The following is a 15,195-nucleotide window of genomic DNA, read 5'->3' as shown; positions in this document are numbered from 1 at the left end:
CGTTGTCATCCGACGCGCCAGCCACGCCTTGTCCCCTTTCCCTCGTTCCGGCAAAGCAGCCCCCGATGTCAGCCCCCAATCTCCCCGCGTCCGACTTCGCTAATTCGCTCGCCGAGAGCCACCGGACCGTCGCCGTCCCCGAAGGCGCGTCCTTCTGGCGCCGCTTGTTTGCGTTCGTGGGCCCCGGCTACCTCGTCGCAGTCGGCTATATGGACCCCGGCAACTGGGCGACCGACATCGCCGGCGGCTCGGCATTTGGTTACACGTTGCTGTCGGTCGTACTGCTGTCGAACCTCATGGCGATGGTCCTGCAAGCGCTCTCCGCACGCCTCGGCATCGTCGCCGGGCTCGACCTCGCCCAGGCCTGCCGTGCGCATTATTCGAAGCCGGTCTCGGTCGCGCTCTGGTTTCTCTGCGAGATCGCGATCATTGCCTGCGATCTCGCCGAAGTGCTTGGCACCGCGATCGCGCTAAAGCTGCTGTTCGGCTTGCCACTGGTCTACGGCGTCGTCCTCACCGCGCTGGACGTGTTCCTGATCCTCGCGCTGCAACGCTTCGGGTTCCGCAAGCTGGAGGCGTTCGTCGTCGCCTTGCTCGTGATCATCGCCGGCTGCTTCATCTTCGAGCTGTTCCTCGCGCGGCCCGAATGGGCGGGCGTGCTCGGCGGGCTCGTCCCGACGACGCAGATCGTGACGAACCCGGCGATGCTCTACATCGCGATCGGCATCCTCGGGGCGACCGTGATGCCGCACAACCTGTACCTCCATTCGTCGATCGTCCAGACGCGCGCCTTCGCCAAGGATACCGCGGGCAAGCGCGACGCGATCACGATGGCGACGATCGACGGCACGGTCGCGCTGGGGCTGGCGTTCTTCATCAACGCGGCGATCCTGATCCTCGCGGCGGCGACCTTCCACGTCGCCGGCCGGACCGACGTCGCCGAGATCGACCAGGCGTATCAGTTGCTCGCGCCGATGCTCGGGATGGGCGCGGCGAGCGTGTTGTTCGCGGTCGCGCTGCTGGCGTCGGGCCAGAACTCCACGGTGACGGGCACGCTCGCCGGTCAGATCGTGATGGAGGGGTTCCTCAACCTGCGCATGCCGGTCTGGGCGCGGCGGCTGGTGACGCGGTTGCTCGCGATCGTGCCCGCGGTGTTCGTGGTCGGTGCGTCGGGCGATGCGGGCGCGACGAAACTGCTGGTGCTGAGCCAGGTCGTGCTCAGCCTGCAGCTCCCGTTCGCGGTCGTGCCGCTGGTGAAGTTCACCGGCGACCGCACGATCATGGGTGATTTGGTCAGCCCGGCTTGGTTGAAGATCCTCGCCTGGGTGATCGCCGCAGTGATCATCGGGCTGAACGGCACGCTGCTCTACGGGATGCTCTAGGCGACGGGCGCACCGGCGTTGGGGAGGCTCGGATCTTCGGCCTTCGGCTTCTTGGCGAACAGCGCGCGGTCGGCGGGGCCGAACGCGTATCGCCACAGGATGTAGAGATAGGTCGCGGCAATCGCGGGTTCGCCGACCGCGAGTTCGACCCATTCGTAACGCTTGGGGAGTGCGGTGAACCCGGCCCCGACGACGATCGCGGCGAGCGCAGCCCATACCAGCGGCCAGCGCCACGGCGACACGTTCGCGCCGAGGAGATGGCCGAGCAGCTTCGACTTGATGATCGAAGTTAGGCCTACCGACAGCATCAGCGCGATCGCCGGGCCGGCCGCCTGGTAATTGACCGGATAGCCCAGCGCTCGGATCGTGAAGATCAGTGCGAAGCTCAGGCCGACCTGGAACGCGAGCATCGCCGCGGAGATCATCAGGTTGCGGTGGCGGGCGATGTAGACGAGCGCGGATTCGCTGACCGCGCCGGTCGAGGCGAGCACTTCGGCGGTGAGCAGGAACGCGAGCGCGGCGGTGCCGGCGACGAACTGCGGACCGACCACGCCCATCACCGCTTCACCGGGAATCGAGCCCATCAGCGCGAGCCCGCCTTGCGCGGCCATGATCCAGAACGCGACCTGGCGGACCTGGTTGGCGATTGCTGCGCGGTCGTTGATTGCGAGGCTGTGGGTGATGACGGGGCCGAGGATCGGATCGAAGCTGGTCTTGAGCTTCTGCGGCAGGGACGCGACCTGTTGCGCCATGTAATAGATGCCGACGATCTTCGGCTCGAACATCACGCCGAGGATGAAGCGGTCGACGTTGCGGCTGCCCCATTCGAGGATGTCTGCGCCGGCGAGCGGCACATTGGCGCGGGCGAGCGCGTACAATGGACGGAGCTGGGGTTTCCAACCCCGCGGCACGCCGTAGCTGCGCAGGAACGGCACGAGGCTGGCGATCAGCGCTGCGGTCATCGACGCGACGTAGCTGAGGACCAGGCCGTCGCGGATCGTGAAATAGGAGAATGCCCAGGCGGCGATCGAGATCGTCCAGGGCTCGACGACGGCGCGCGCGGTGACGGCGGCCTTGACGTTCAGCCTGTACGCAAGTGCTGCGAGGCTGACGTCGGACCAGGCGATCGCGACGATGATCAGCGGCAGGAACCGGTCGAGCCCGGTGATCGCGCTGTTCGGATACATGATCTGCGGGAACGTACAGAGGACTGCGCTGGCGATGAGCGAGGCGACGAAGGCGACCGCCATGGCGTCCCAGACGACGTTGGCGTGGGGGCGATCGGCGCTGCTGAGGGCGTGCGCGAGCCCGCGTTTGAGGCCGAGCGTTGCCAGCAAGGCGGCGAGTTCGACGACCACGACCGCGATCGCGAAGCGACCGACGAGGTCAGGGCCGTAAATGCGGCCAGCGATGAACAGGAACGGGATGCGCGCGGCGAGGCGGAGGACGAAGCCGGCGATGTTGGTCCGACCACCCTTGGCGAGCGTGTCGATATCCTGCGTGGCCTCGGTCACGCTGCTGCGCCATTCGTGGGTCGCGCCGCGGCAAAGCCGCGTCGTCGGTCGGAGCGAACGCTCCGCCGGCCGCGCTTGTGCGAGTCAGCCGGACATGGCCGGCTGCCGCCCTGCGCGTTCAATGTGCCGCTCCCCAGCTAAGGCCGGTGCCGATCTCGATGCCCAGCGGCACGTCGAGGGTGACCGCGGGGAGTGCCGCATTGGCCATGACCTGCTCGATCACGGGCTTGGCCGCGGCGACGTCACCTTCCGGCAGTTCGAACACGAGTTCGTCGTGGACCTGAAGCAGCATGCGGACATTGGGCAGACCCGCTTCGAGCAACGCCGGCCCCATGCGGACCATCGCGCGCTTGATGATGTCGGCGCTCGTCCCCTGGATGGGGGCGTTGATCGCGGCGCGTTCGGCGCCTTGGCGTTCGTGCTGGATCTTCGAGCGAATCCTCGGGAAGTGGGTTTTTCTCCCGAACAACGTGGTCGTGTAGCCGCTCGCGCGCACGCTCTCCGTCGTCTCGACGATGTAGTTCGAGATGCCGGGGAAGCGGTCGAAATAGCGGTCGATCATCGCTTGAGCCTCTTCCGCCGAAACGTCGAGGCGACCGGCGAGACCCCAGCGCGAGATGCCGTAGAGGATCGCGAAGTTGATCGTCTTCGCGCGGCCGCGGGTGTCGCGGTTGACCTCGCCGAACAGTTCCTGCGCTGTGAGGCTGTGGATGTCGTCGCCGTTCGCGAACGCGGCCTTCAGCGCCGGGACGTTGGCCATGTGCGCGGCCAGCCGTAGCTCGATCTGCGAGTAATCGGCGGCCAGGATGACGTTGCCGGGCTCGGCCACGAACGCGTCGCGGATCTGGCGGCCGATCTCGGTGCGGATCGGGATGTTCTGGAGGTTCGGATCGGTCGACGACAGCCGGCCGGTCTGCGCGCCGGTCAGCGAGTAGGACGTGTGGACGCGGCCCGTCGCCGGGTTGATCTGCGCCTGCAACGCGTCGGTGTAGGTCGATTTCAGCTTCGACAACTGGCGCCAGTCGAGCACCTTCCGGGCGATCACCGCGCCGGGCGAATCCTTGTCCGCCGCGATCCGTTCGAGTTCGTTGACGTCGGTCGAATAGACGCCGGACTTGCCCTTTCGGCCGCCCTTGATGCCCATCTTCTCGAACAGCACGTCGCCCAGTTGCTTGGGGCTGCCGATCGTGAAGGGCACGCCGGCGAGCGCGTGGATTTCGGTCTCCAGGCTCGCCATCTGGCCGGCGAACTCGGTCGAGAGCTTCGACAGTTTGGCGGCGTCGACCTTGATCCCGTGCATCTCCATCTGCGCGATGACGGGGACGAGCGGGCGGTCGACCATCTCGTAGACGCGAGTCGAGCCCTCCGCGGGTAGGCGGCGCTTGAACCGGCGCCAGAGGCGGAGCGTCACGTCGGCATCCTCGGCGGCGTAGCGCGTGGCGGCCTTGAGGTCGATTTCGTTGAAGGTGCGCTGCGTCTTGCCGGTGCCGACGACGTCCTTGAATGCGATGCAGCTGTGCGAGAGATGCGTGGCGGCGAGTTCGTCCATGCCGTGGCCGTGCAACCCGGCGTCGAGATCGAAGCTCATCACGATCGTGTCGTCGAATGGCGCGATCTGCACGCCGCCGGTCGACGCATAGGCGCGGCCAAGGACGATCATGTCGTATTTGAGGTTGTGACCGATTTTCAGGATGCTTGGATCTTCCAGCAACGGCTTCAGTTTCGCGAGCACGAGCGCGCGATCGAGCTGGACCGGGTTTTCCGCGAGCAAGTCCGTCCCGCCATGCGCGATAGGTACGTAGCAGGCGAGGTTCGGATGCAGCGCCATGCTCACGCCGACGAGGTCCGCGCGCGTCGCGTCGATGCCGGTGGTCTCGGTGTCGATCGCGATCCAGCCCTGGTGTTTCGCCACGGTGATCCAGCGATCGAGTGCGGCTTCGTCGACGACGGTCTCGTAGTCGTCGTGCTTGCAGGGCTCGTCCTCGTCAAACTCGGCTGTGCTCGCCGGTTCGGCGACGGGGGCTTCGGCGACCGCGGAAAGCTTCGCGATCAGCGACTTGAAGCCGTGGTGTTCGAGGAACGCGCGCAACGGCGCGTCTGGGATGCCCTTGAGTTCAAGGTCTTCGAGCGGTTCGGGCAGCGCGACGTCGCATTTGAGCGTGACGAGCACCTTCGACAGCCGCGCCATCTCGGCATGCTCGATCAGGTTGTCGCGCAGCTTGCCTTTCTTCATGCCGTCGGCAGCGGCGAGCACGGCTTCGAGATCGCCGTGTTCGAGGATCAGCTTTGCCGCGGTCTTGGGGCCGACGCCGGGCACGCCGGGCACGTTGTCGACGCTGTCGCCCATCAGCGCGAGCACGTCGCCGAGCTGCGCGGGGGAGACGCCGTGGAATTTCTCCGCGACATGCTCCGCGCCGAGCCGGCGATTGTTCATCGTGTCGTACATGTCGAGGCCGGGCTCGATCAGCTGCATCAGGTCCTTGTCGGAACTGACGATCGTGACTTCCCAGCCTTGGGCGAGCGCGGCCTTCGCGTAACACGCTATGATGTCGTCGGCTTCGAGTCCCTCGGTCTCGATGCAGGGGAGACTGAACGCGCGCGTGGCGTCGCGGATCATCGGGAACTGGGGGACGAGATCTTCGGGCGGCGGGGGACGCTGCGCCTTGTACTTGTCGTAGAGATCGTTGCGGAAGGTCTTCGACGACTTGTCGAGGATGACCGCCATGTGGGTCGGGCCGTCGGCCGCGTGGACTTCGTCGGCGAGCTTCCACAGCATCGTCGTGTAGCCATACACCGCGCCGACCGGCTCGCCATGCTTGTTGGTGAGCGGCGGCAGCCGGTGATAGGCGCGGAAGATATAGCCGGAGCCGTCGACGAGATAGAGATGGGGCATCGCGCGCGGTCTAGCGGATGCTGGGGCGTGCACCAATGGGCGATGCGTGGTTGTTGGGTATCAGGTGGAGAGAAAAGCGGTGGGGGGATGGGGGTTATCCCAGCCTTCCAACAAACGCCCCACCCCGGCGGAGGCCGGGGCCCAGTTGGGGGGACGGCGATAACGAAGCGGTGCGCGTCGTTACGACCACCTTTCCAACTGGGCCCCGGCCTTCGCCGGGGTGGTACAATGGTCAGGGCAGGCGCCTCCTTGTTCTCCCGCGAAGGCGGGAGCCCAGTCTGGGTCCCCGCCTTCGCGGGGAAACATGCTTCTTTGGTTCGAGGAAGGCGGAATAGGAGAGCGATTAACGCCTGCCCTTACTTCTTGATCAGCCCGATCTCGACCAGTCTCTCGTACAGATAATCATGCGCGGTGATCGGGTTCGGATAGCGGTTCGCGTTGTCCGGCGTGATCGTGCCGGGCAGCGTCTCGATCAGGAAATCCGGCGCGGGGTGCAGGAAGAACGGCATCGAATAGCGTGAGTGGCCACGGCGCTCGGGTGGCGGGTTGACGACGCGGTGCGTGGTCGAGGGCAGCACGTTGTTGGTCAGCCGCTGGAGCATGTCGCCGACGTTGACGACCATCGCGCCCTCGGGCGGCTTGATCGACAGCCAGCGGCCGTTCGCGCGGTCGAGCAGTTCGAGGCCGGCTTCCTCGGCACCGAGCAGCAGCGTGATGAGGTTGATATCCTCATGCGCGCCGGCGCGGACGCCTTCGGCATCGGCGGGGATCGGCGGGTAATGCAGCAAACGAAGGATGCTGTTGCCGTCCTTCACCGCCGGGTCGAACCAGTCGGGCTTGAGTTTCAGGTGACGCGCGATCGCGGAGAGTAGCTTGTCGCCGGCGCGGTCGAATGCCGCGAAGAGTTCGAGGAAGACCGGCTTGAACCCCTCGGGGCGCGTCGGCCAGACGTTCGGCGCCATCGTGTCCGCATAGCGATGCCCCTCGGGCAGCTCGCGGCCGACGTGCCAGAATTCCTTGAGGTCGACGACCTTGGCGTCCTTGGCGATCTCGGTCTTGAACGGCGTATAGCCGCGCGCGCCGCCGCCGCCGGGGATGTGATAGCCGCGCTTCTCGTCCTCGGGCAGGTCGAACAGCAGCTTGGTCTCGGCCCAGGCACGCTCGATCAGGTCGGCGGGGATGCCGTGGTCGGCGACGATCGCAAAGCCGTACCGCTCGAACGATTCGCCGAACGCGGCGGCGAAACCATCGGGGTCGGAATCCTGCGTTGCGAGGCTGAGCGTCGGGACCTGGGCGGCGGGCGTATCGAGCATGGGGTGCGTGTCCGGTTTGGGGGATGCCCGATATAGGCGATCGGGGGTGGCGTGCCAAATGTCTGGGTTAGGGTGGGGCGAGATTTCAATCCTCCCCTTGGCGAGGGACGATCGTAGACTAGCCGCTGATGACGATCGTGCCGGTCGCCTTGTCCGTGCCGTCGGGGGCGAGTTCGAGGCGGAAGGGTTTGTTCTCGTCGGTGGTGCCGATCAGGTTCGCGCCCTCGGGATGGACCTGGTAGCCGACCTTCCCGAGCCGCTGTGCGAACCAGTCGCGGACGATCGTGGGTGTTGCCGGGCTGGCGAAGGCGACGCGCAACCCGCCCGCCTTGTCGTCGCCGACGATGTTGAGCGTCTTGATCGACGATCCCGGATACAGCCGCACGCCGTTGAGATCGAAATTGCCGGTGTCGATCTTGATCTTCGGGAGCTTCACCGAGCCCTGGAAGCCGGGCACGTCGATCTTCATCTCGCCGGTCTCGCCGTTGATCGCGCCGAGGACGTTCCCGCCATCGGCGTTGATCGAGACCGATGCGCCCTCGTTCGAGCGATCGCAGGCGGACAAGGCGAGCACGCTGGTAAGGCCGACGGTGGCGAGAAAGAGCGGACGGATCATGGCTGTCTCCGAAGTGTGTTGTTCTGACAATACAGATAGGAGGCGTCGACGCATCGCGCAATCATCTCCGAACTGCGCCGGTTAGCGGGTTCCGCAAGACCGGCCGAGCGGGTAAAGGCGCACGCATCATGCAGACCCAGGATCCCCAATCCGACGCGCCAGCGATGCGCGGCGCGCCGATCGGTTTCGTCGAGTTCGTCGCGCTTGTCGCCTCGCTGATGTCGCTGACCGCGCTCGGCATAGACTCGATGTTGCCCGCGCTGCCGGCGATCGGCGACTCGCTCGGCGTCGCGACCGAGAACGGACGACAGTTCGTGGTGACCGCGTTCGTGATCGGCTTCGGCGTCGCGCAACTCGTCCACGGGCCACTCGCCGATCGGTTCGGGCGGCGGACGGTGCTGCTGTGGTCGCTCGTCCTGTACATCATCGCCAACGTCGCATGCGCGACCGCGGGGAGTTTCACGCTGTTGCTGGCGGCGCGCGCATTCGGTGGCGCAGTGATCGCCGCGGCGCGAGTGGCGACGATCGCTTTGGTCCGCGATTGTTATCACGGGCGGGCGATGGCGCGGGTGATGTCGATCGCGTTCATGGTGTTCATGATCGTCCCGATCCTCGCGCCGACGTTCGGCTGGACGGTGCTGCAGTTCGGCGACTGGCGGGCGATCTTCTGGACGGTCGCGGTGCTGACGCTGGGCGTGCTGGTCTGGTTCTACCTGCGGATGCCCGAGACGCTGGCGCCCGAGAACGTCCTGCCGATCACGCCGGGGCGCATCTTCAGCGATTGGCGCCAGACGTTGAGCGATCGCAATTCGCTCGGCTATACGCTCGCGTCGACCGCGTTGATGGGTGCGCTGTACGGCTATCTCAATTCGATCCAGCAGATCATGGCGGACGTGTTCCATAAGCCGACGCTGCTCGCGCTGATCTTCGCGACGACGTCGGTGACGATGGCGGCGTGCAATCTGCTCAACTCGCGGATCGTGATGCGGTTAGGAACCCGGTTGATCAGCCACGGCGCGCTGTCGGTGCTGATCCTGGTGTCGCTGGTCCACCTGTTCGCGATCGAGATTGGGTTCGAGACCTTGGTGAGTTTCGCGGTCTTCCAGGCGCTGACGCTGGGCTGTTTCGGGCTGGCGACGTCGAACTTCTCGGCGATGGCGATGGAGAATATGGGGCGGATCGCCGGGACTGCGTCGAGCGTGCAGGGGTTCCTGAGCGTCACCGTCGGCGCGGTGTTCGGCGCGCTGATCGGGCAGGCGTTCGACGGCACCACCGTGCCGCTGGTCGGCGGGTTCCTGCTCGCAGGGTTGGCGGCGCTGGTCGCCATTCTCGTGACCGAACGCGGTCGCCTGTTCCGGCCGGCGTCGACGGCACCGGTCCCCGCTTGAAGGAACCACCGCGCACGTCCACCGTTCGCATCTGGTAGGCTCGCAACGTGCGGGCGTCCTGGAACGAGGGAGTGTGACCATGGGCGGACATCAGGTGCCGAGTGCCGGATCGGGCGACGACGGCTATGACGAAGAGGGCTATGACGAGAGTCAGCGCGCCGAGATCCTCGAGGCCACGCGCAACGGGCCGAGCGACGGCATCATCCTGACCGACCTCGAACCCGATCTGGGCGAAGACGATACCGACGACGAGTCGATCGACGAGACCAAGATGGATTCGGAAGAGGTCGGCGAGACGGACTCGTCCGTCACGATGGACGAAGCCGACATGGACGAGGATGACGTCCAGGACGAGCTCGACGATGACACGATCGACGACGACGAAGACCTGAAGGATGCCGACGACGTCGCGCTGAAACCCTGAGCGAACCGCGGGCTGGCGGGCATGGGGAGAATATCTCCGGTGCGGTCAGCCCGCTTTGGCGAGAACTTGCAGATCGTGCATGTCGAACCCCGAGCCGGTCGCATCTTGCGGGGCCGGCTCGGCCGGTTCAGGTTTTGCCGCGGTAACGTTCTGCGATGCCGCGTCTGGGGCTGGAGCGGGTGCGCTGTCGGCGACGTCATACGCCGTCCACAGGATCCCTGCCGACCAGAATACAGCCGCCCAGCGACTGCGGAAAAGACGCGCGAAGCCCATCCGGATGGCCTATCCACTGATCGTTGCGACGATCTTGAGCGACACGGTTAACGACCACGCTACCGTGCCGATCGCTGCATTTCTGCCACTATTGCCTTGAGTTCGCCACGATATGTTCATCGCGGCGACAGGAAGCGTTGCTGCATTGCAACACCTTTGGAAGGTTCCGGGGTTCGCGTTCTTTTTGTTGCAACAAAGCGGACGCCCGCCGGTTTCGACTTGCCTGGACCAAGCCGCACATCGTCGGACGGGGGCCACGTAATCAACGATAGAAGGTCTATTTCCATGCGTACGCTTTCCCTGGCCCTCGTCCTCGCGGCCACCGCATTCGCAGCCCCTGCTTTCGCACAGGACATGGCAGCACCCGCGCCCGCGCCGACCGACAACAGCGCAGCTCCCGGCGAAGCAGCCGCTCCCGATGGCTCCAAGGCGTTCGGGATCGAGCCGTATGTCGGCATCATGGGCGGCTGGGAGCAGTTCGACAACGTCGGCAACCACGGCATCCCGCGCGCGCTGAACTCGGACGGCTCGGTCCGTAACAACTACCGCGCAGACGGTGCGCTGGTGCAGGGCGTCGTCGGCGTCAACGTGCCGCTCGGCCCGGTCTTTGTCGGCGTCGAAGGCAACGTCATCAAGGGCGTCGATGGCAACATCGATTGGGAATACGGCGCAGCAGGCCGCTTCGGCTTCCGCGCCGGCGACAGCGGCATCTTCTACGGCAAGGTCGGCTACCAGTGGGTCAATTTCGACCACTTCGCGCAGTTCTCGACCAATGGCGGCCGCACCAACCGTGACTACAACGCCGTGACCTACGGCATCGGCGCAGAAGTCGGTCCGCAGAGCATCGGCCTCAAGGGCATCACCGGCAACGCCGGCTTCCGCATCCGCGCCGAGGTCAACACCTTCGGCACGGCGCAGAGCTTCCGTCCGATGCTCGGCATCATCACGCACTTCTGAGCCTTGCGCCCGGCAACGGGCAAGGCCAGATTTGACGGCATGGGGGCGGGGAGTGGCAACACTCCCCGCCCTTCGTGTATCTGGCGTTTTCAACGGGTTGGGCGCCGGAAGTGCACGAAGTGCAGACGCTGGCGCGATACCGTGCATGTCCTGCACGCGGTGTCGATCCGGTTGGGGGTCAATCGGTTGGAGAGGGTGCGGGGCCATGCGTCGATCTGAGCATGGGCGGGTGATGTAGGACAGCAAAACCTCGCCACGCCCAGGGGGGGGGGGCGCCGCCGATGCCCCTCGGTCCGTCAGCCGCTTTCGTGGCCGTCACGATGCGCTCGCTACGTCGAGCTATCTCTTGCCGAGCGTCCCGCAGTCTTTCGGCGTCGTTGCTGGCGAAGGTCGGGGCCAAGCGGGGAGCGCGGCTGACCGGCGCGCTGTCGTCGCCGGTACCGTTCGCACACTGGAAGCGGCTCCTTGCCGAGCGGGTGCACGGGGGGCGCAAGACGTCATTTCCGGATCGCGACCGCGCTTCGGCCCGATTTGCACGCGTCGTCCCCCCGTGAAGCGTGGTGGCAATTTCGCGATGTGCCTTTCCTGCGTTGGAGCACAGCGGCTTCCCGCCTTGACGGGCGCTTTCGGCGAGCATGGATGGATGCTCGCGAAGCCATGAGGATCGACGTCGGATCGGTGTGGCGGGAGCGCTTTGCCGTGGGCGACGGACATCGTGCGATGTTCACGATGCGTTCGCCTCGTTTCCGACTCCGCTCGGCGCAATGCGACGGGGGGTGAGGGTGACATCCTCGCGCGCGCGCGTACGCGCGACGGACGATGGAGTATGTGTTTGATTTCATGCGGTTGCTCAGTGGCGATCGCGCAGGCGCCACGCGTGGTCGCGGCGGGGCGGGGCGGAGTGCCGCGCCGGGGGTGCTGCTGCAGCTTCGTCTGGTGTTCTATGGCGTGCTGCTCGGGCTGATGATGCCGGTGATCCGCCAGATCGACTGGTCGGCGCTGGTGCCGCCCGGATTGAAGATCGAATGGCCGACCGGGTTCGGCATCGCCTGGCCCGCCGGGCATCTGCGCGTGCCGGGTGGCTGGAGCAAGGCGGCGGACGCGGCCAAGGCGGAGGCGTCGTCCGCTGCGGCCGCGGCGGCTGGCGCCGCGACCAATGCCGGGGCCGCCACCAGCGCCACCGGCGCGCTCGCCACCGCGGCGGGCGTCGCCAGCGCGGCGTCGACGGTTGCGGCGGCGTCGTCCGCGCTGTCGGGTGGCAAGGCGGTCTCCGCGCGCTTCACGATCTGCGGCCACGCCAAGCGGATCGACTGCATGGTCGACGGCGACACGTTCTGGATGGCAGGCACCAAGATCCGCATCGCCGACATCGACACGCCGGAGACCCACCCCCCGCGCTGCGCCCGCGAAGCGCGGCTGGGGCAGGCGGCGACGGTGAAGATGCAGGCGCTGCTCAACGCCGGCCCCTTCACGCTGACCCCGATCAAGCGCGACGTCGACCGCTATGGCCGCAAACTGCGCATCGTCGAGAGGGGCGGGGAGTCGCTGGGCGCGGTACTGGTCCGCCACGGCCTCGCGCGCCACTATGGCGGCGGCAAGCGCTCGCCTTGGTGTAAATTATAAGGTCAAAGCTTATGATGGATCGACAAGATCTTTGATCGACATTAGTATTTCCGCGGGAACATCATCGAGCTTCATATGACGGCAAAGGCTCATTGGTGATATCTGAACTGACCATCTTTCCTGAGTCTTTGCGGATATCATAGAAATGGCTTTTTTGCCGCATATCATATCCTGAATATTGTACCCAGTTTCGGTCCGCTTCTTTATAAGATCTTTTGATCTTGCCATGGCTGTTGTAAGTGCTAACTTGCGGTCGGCAGTTTGATATCCATCGGCAATAAGTTCGGGCAAACTTTCGGCCATTTCACTCATCACCAAATCAAATATATCGCGAGCATCCTCAATTCTAACGGACTCTTTTGCCCTATTCTCGATATAAGAGTGTATCAGCTCAACATTAAGTAAAAAATTCTCTATTTCTTTTTTTGACCAAACTCTTACAAATAAAGAGTCTTTGGCTGCTTCTATAATTATCGTTTCAAAAAGGTTGTCTGGTTTATAGTCGCGATCAAGGAACATAACGCCAGCAACCTTGCCTGCTGATGTATCATGAAAGGCCTTTGCGGCCATGGCTGCTCTTGGCCAGTTGTTCATTCCGCCAACGGAAAAGTGAGGAATCTTGGAAAATCTATCATAGAATGCGTTGCCGAGTTTGAATGCAATCTGATCTATTAGCGTGTGATCTTTGCCCTCGACAAACAAAATACGACCGGCAGACGCTAACTTTGACAGTTGGATATTATGGTTTGTTCCAATCGCGTCAACAACACCTTGTGCCTGAGTACTCGAGGATAGCGGTCTGGATCTCGATTCGCGTTTTGTTACCGATATAATTTCGCTTGGAGATACATCAGCGATCATTTCCATTGAGTGGGTCGCCACGATAGTCTGTCTGTAACTTTCAGCGGAAAGGAGTTTTATCAACTTTCTTTGAAGATCTGCATGTAAATAAACATCAGGCTCATCAAGAATGACGATCGCATCCGGATCCACTCGAGACAAAAACCAAATCGTTTGTATCCAAGCTTGAAGGCCAGACCCAACCAAGGCCATTTCACTTACGAAAGGGCCGTCTCTTATGGTCAAGCCGTAATTATTCTTATTGACGCCCAAGCCGTATTCAATATCGCCGATCTTTAGGCTGCTGCTCCACGTATTAACGAGCAAATCTTTGAATTTGGCAAACTCTTTTGGCATGTCTGCCATTTGGTTACGGATATGACGATACGATAGGTATCCATTCATATGCTTTTTTAAATAAGTTTTGTTTCGCTGAGTTTCTTCCGCCAAAAGTGCGCCTACTGGAGGCATAACAAAGACACTGCGAAATTTGCTCGTAGAGAACTGACTGCGAGAATTAACCTTTCGTCCGGCTGATAATATGAGCTGGCAACAAATATCATCAGAACTCTCTCCTATTGAGATGACGAGGGAGCAGTGATTATTGTATCTTATACGTATAATTGCAGGTTCACGAGAACCGTAATTATAATGCATCCCTCGGTGTTCAATATCTAAGGTTTCTATCGAAAATCGAAAAATAGGTCCTGCTATTTCCGGTAAGAGGTGGTCGGGGGCCATGTAAAAGTTGGCCGTTGGTGCCTTTTTTAAGGCCGAAGAAGCGATTCTTAGCGCTTCAATCAGAGTTGTTTTGCCAGCATTATTCTGACCGATAAGAAGGCAAAATGGCATGAAGTCGATCGTGTGATCTTTGAACCCACGAAAGTTTTTCAACACGACCGACTTAATCATTTCCGTTTACTCAGCCGCAACCGAGTCGCTGAACATGTCCCGAACCTCGCTCAAGTCCACATTCGCCGCCGGCCCCTTCTTCGCGGTCTGGCGCTTGTCGAAGGAGTCCCAGACGTCGTTCCACTGGCCCTTGGTTGCGGCCTTCGAATACTCGGTCGCGCGCTGTTCGAAGAAGTTGGCGTGCTCGACGCCGTTGAGCATCGGCGCGAGCCAGGGCAGCGGGTGCTCGTCGATCATGTAGATCGGCTTCAGGCCGAGCTGAGTCATGCGCCAGTCGGCGATGAAGCGGATGTACTTCTTGATCTCCTTGGGGGTCATGCCGTTGACCGGGCCCATCTCGAAGGCGAGGTCGATGAAATTGTCCTCGAGGCGGATCGTCGTCTGGCAGACGTCGGCGATGTCGTCCTTGACCGCCTTGGTCAGGCACTGGCGCTCCTGACAGAAGGTGTGGAACATCTTGATGATGCCCTCGCAGTGGAGGCTCTCGTCGCGGATCGACCAGGTGACGATCTGGCCCATGCCCTTCATCTTGTTGAAGCGCGGGAAGTTCATCAGCATCGCGAACGACGCGAACAGCTGGACGCCCTCGGTGAAGCCGCCGAACATGGCCAGCGTGCGCGCGATGTCCTCGTCGTTGTCGACGGTGAACTGCTGCATGTAATCATGCTTTTCCTTCATCTCGGCATATTCGAGGAAGGCGCCGTACTCGCTCTCGGGCATGCCGATGGTGTCGAGCAGATGGCTGTAGGCGGCGATGTGGACCGTCTCCATGTTGCTGAACGAGGTCAGCATCATCTTGATCTCGGTCGGCTTGAACACGCGGCCGTATTTCTCGTGGTAGCAATCCTGCACCTCGACGTCGGCCTGCGTGAAGAAGCGGAAGATCTGCGTGAGCAGGTTGCGCTCGTGATCGCTGAGCTTCTGCGCCCAATCGCGGCAATCCTCGCCCAGGGGCACTTCCTCGGGGAGCCAGTGGAGCTGCTGCTGGCGCTTCCAGAACTCGAACGCCCAGGGGTATTCGAACGGCTTGTACTGCTTGGAGGCGTGAAGGAGGGACATG

The 15,195-nt window shown here is 63.1% G+C and carries 12 protein-coding genes; 5 read left to right on the top strand and 7 right to left on the bottom strand.

From position 1 onward, the window contains the following. Positions 1–65: 65 nt before the first annotated feature. A complete protein-coding gene (locus C8J43_RS01880; protein WP_133029505.1) occupies positions 66–1,382 on the top strand; it encodes an Nramp family divalent metal transporter in 1,317 nt (438 codons plus the stop codon). Here the strand turns inward: C8J43_RS01880 and C8J43_RS01875 are convergent. The 4 genes from C8J43_RS01875 to C8J43_RS01860 all read right to left on the bottom strand — a co-directional run bounded on the left by C8J43_RS01875 (position 1,379) and on the right by C8J43_RS01860 (position 7,718). After that, positions 1,379–2,896: an oligosaccharide flippase family protein gene (locus C8J43_RS01875; RefSeq protein ID WP_133029504.1), complete on the bottom strand. Its 1,518-nt coding sequence runs from the start codon at positions 2,894–2,896 to the stop codon at positions 1,379–1,381. The genes C8J43_RS01880 and C8J43_RS01875 overlap by 4 nt on opposite strands. A gap of 118 nt (positions 2,897–3,014) precedes the next feature. Beyond that, positions 3,015–5,789: a DNA polymerase I gene (polA, locus tag C8J43_RS01870; protein WP_133029503.1), complete on the bottom strand. Its 2,775-nt coding sequence runs from the start codon at positions 5,787–5,789 to the stop codon at positions 3,015–3,017. Positions 5,790–6,145: 356 nt separating this feature from the next. Then, positions 6,146–7,102 (bottom strand): 2-oxoglutarate and iron-dependent oxygenase domain-containing protein, encoded by a 957-nt coding sequence (locus C8J43_RS01865; protein ID WP_133029502.1) that lies wholly within the window; start codon positions 7,100–7,102, stop codon positions 6,146–6,148. A gap of 118 nt (positions 7,103–7,220) precedes the next feature. Next, complete coding sequence (locus C8J43_RS01860) at positions 7,221–7,718, bottom strand: hypothetical protein (protein WP_133029501.1); 498 nt, start codon at positions 7,716–7,718, stop codon at positions 7,221–7,223. 128 nt (positions 7,719–7,846) lie between these two features. Here C8J43_RS01860 and C8J43_RS01855 point away from each other — a divergent pair, with 128 nt between their 5' ends. Both C8J43_RS01855 and C8J43_RS01850 read left to right on the top strand, forming a co-directional pair. Next, positions 7,847–9,106, top strand: coding sequence for a multidrug effflux MFS transporter (locus C8J43_RS01855; RefSeq protein WP_133029500.1), 1,260 nt, complete (start codon positions 7,847–7,849; stop codon positions 9,104–9,106). 79 nt (positions 9,107–9,185) lie between these two features. Beyond that, positions 9,186–9,530: a hypothetical protein gene (locus C8J43_RS01850; RefSeq protein ID WP_056065779.1), complete on the top strand. Its 345-nt coding sequence runs from the start codon at positions 9,186–9,188 to the stop codon at positions 9,528–9,530. A 45-nt stretch (positions 9,531–9,575) separates the two neighbouring features. On the opposite strand, the gene C8J43_RS01845 is transcribed toward C8J43_RS01850, so the two are convergent. After that, positions 9,576–9,803 carry a hypothetical protein gene (locus C8J43_RS01845; protein ID WP_133029499.1) on the bottom strand — a complete coding sequence of 76 codons (228 nt, stop codon included), beginning with the start codon at positions 9,801–9,803 and terminating at the stop codon, positions 9,576–9,578. A 285-nt stretch (positions 9,804–10,088) separates the two neighbouring features. On the opposite strand from C8J43_RS01845, the gene C8J43_RS01840 reads away from it, so the two are divergent. Together C8J43_RS01840 and C8J43_RS22255 are read left to right on the top strand one after the other, a co-directional pair. Then, the gene (locus C8J43_RS01840) at positions 10,089–10,760 is read left to right on the top strand and encodes a hypothetical protein (RefSeq protein WP_060527258.1); all 672 of its coding nucleotides are present in this window, start codon (positions 10,089–10,091) and stop codon (positions 10,758–10,760) included. Between the two features lie 828 nt (positions 10,761–11,588). Next, on the top strand, positions 11,589–12,383 hold the full coding sequence (locus C8J43_RS22255; protein ID WP_243645366.1) for a thermonuclease family protein: 795 nt from the start codon (positions 11,589–11,591) through the stop codon (positions 12,381–12,383). A gap of 9 nt (positions 12,384–12,392) precedes the next feature. Here C8J43_RS22255 and C8J43_RS01830 read toward each other — a convergent pair whose 3' ends face one another. After that, entirely contained in the window at positions 12,393–14,135 is a 1,743-nt protein-coding gene (locus C8J43_RS01830; RefSeq protein WP_133029498.1) for an ATP-binding protein, read from the bottom strand. Positions 14,136–14,141: 6 nt separating this feature from the next. Next, entirely contained in the window at positions 14,142–15,194 is a 1,053-nt protein-coding gene (locus tag C8J43_RS01825; RefSeq protein WP_056060836.1) for a ribonucleotide-diphosphate reductase subunit beta, read from the bottom strand. Position 15,195: the final 1 nt, after the last annotated feature.

Origin of the sequence: Sphingomonas sp. PP-CE-1G-424, from assembly GCF_004341085.1 — a bacterium.
Taxonomy (GTDB): Bacteria; Pseudomonadota; Alphaproteobacteria; order Sphingomonadales; family Sphingomonadaceae; genus Sphingomonas.
This window is presented reverse-complemented; position numbering and strand designations above follow the sequence as displayed.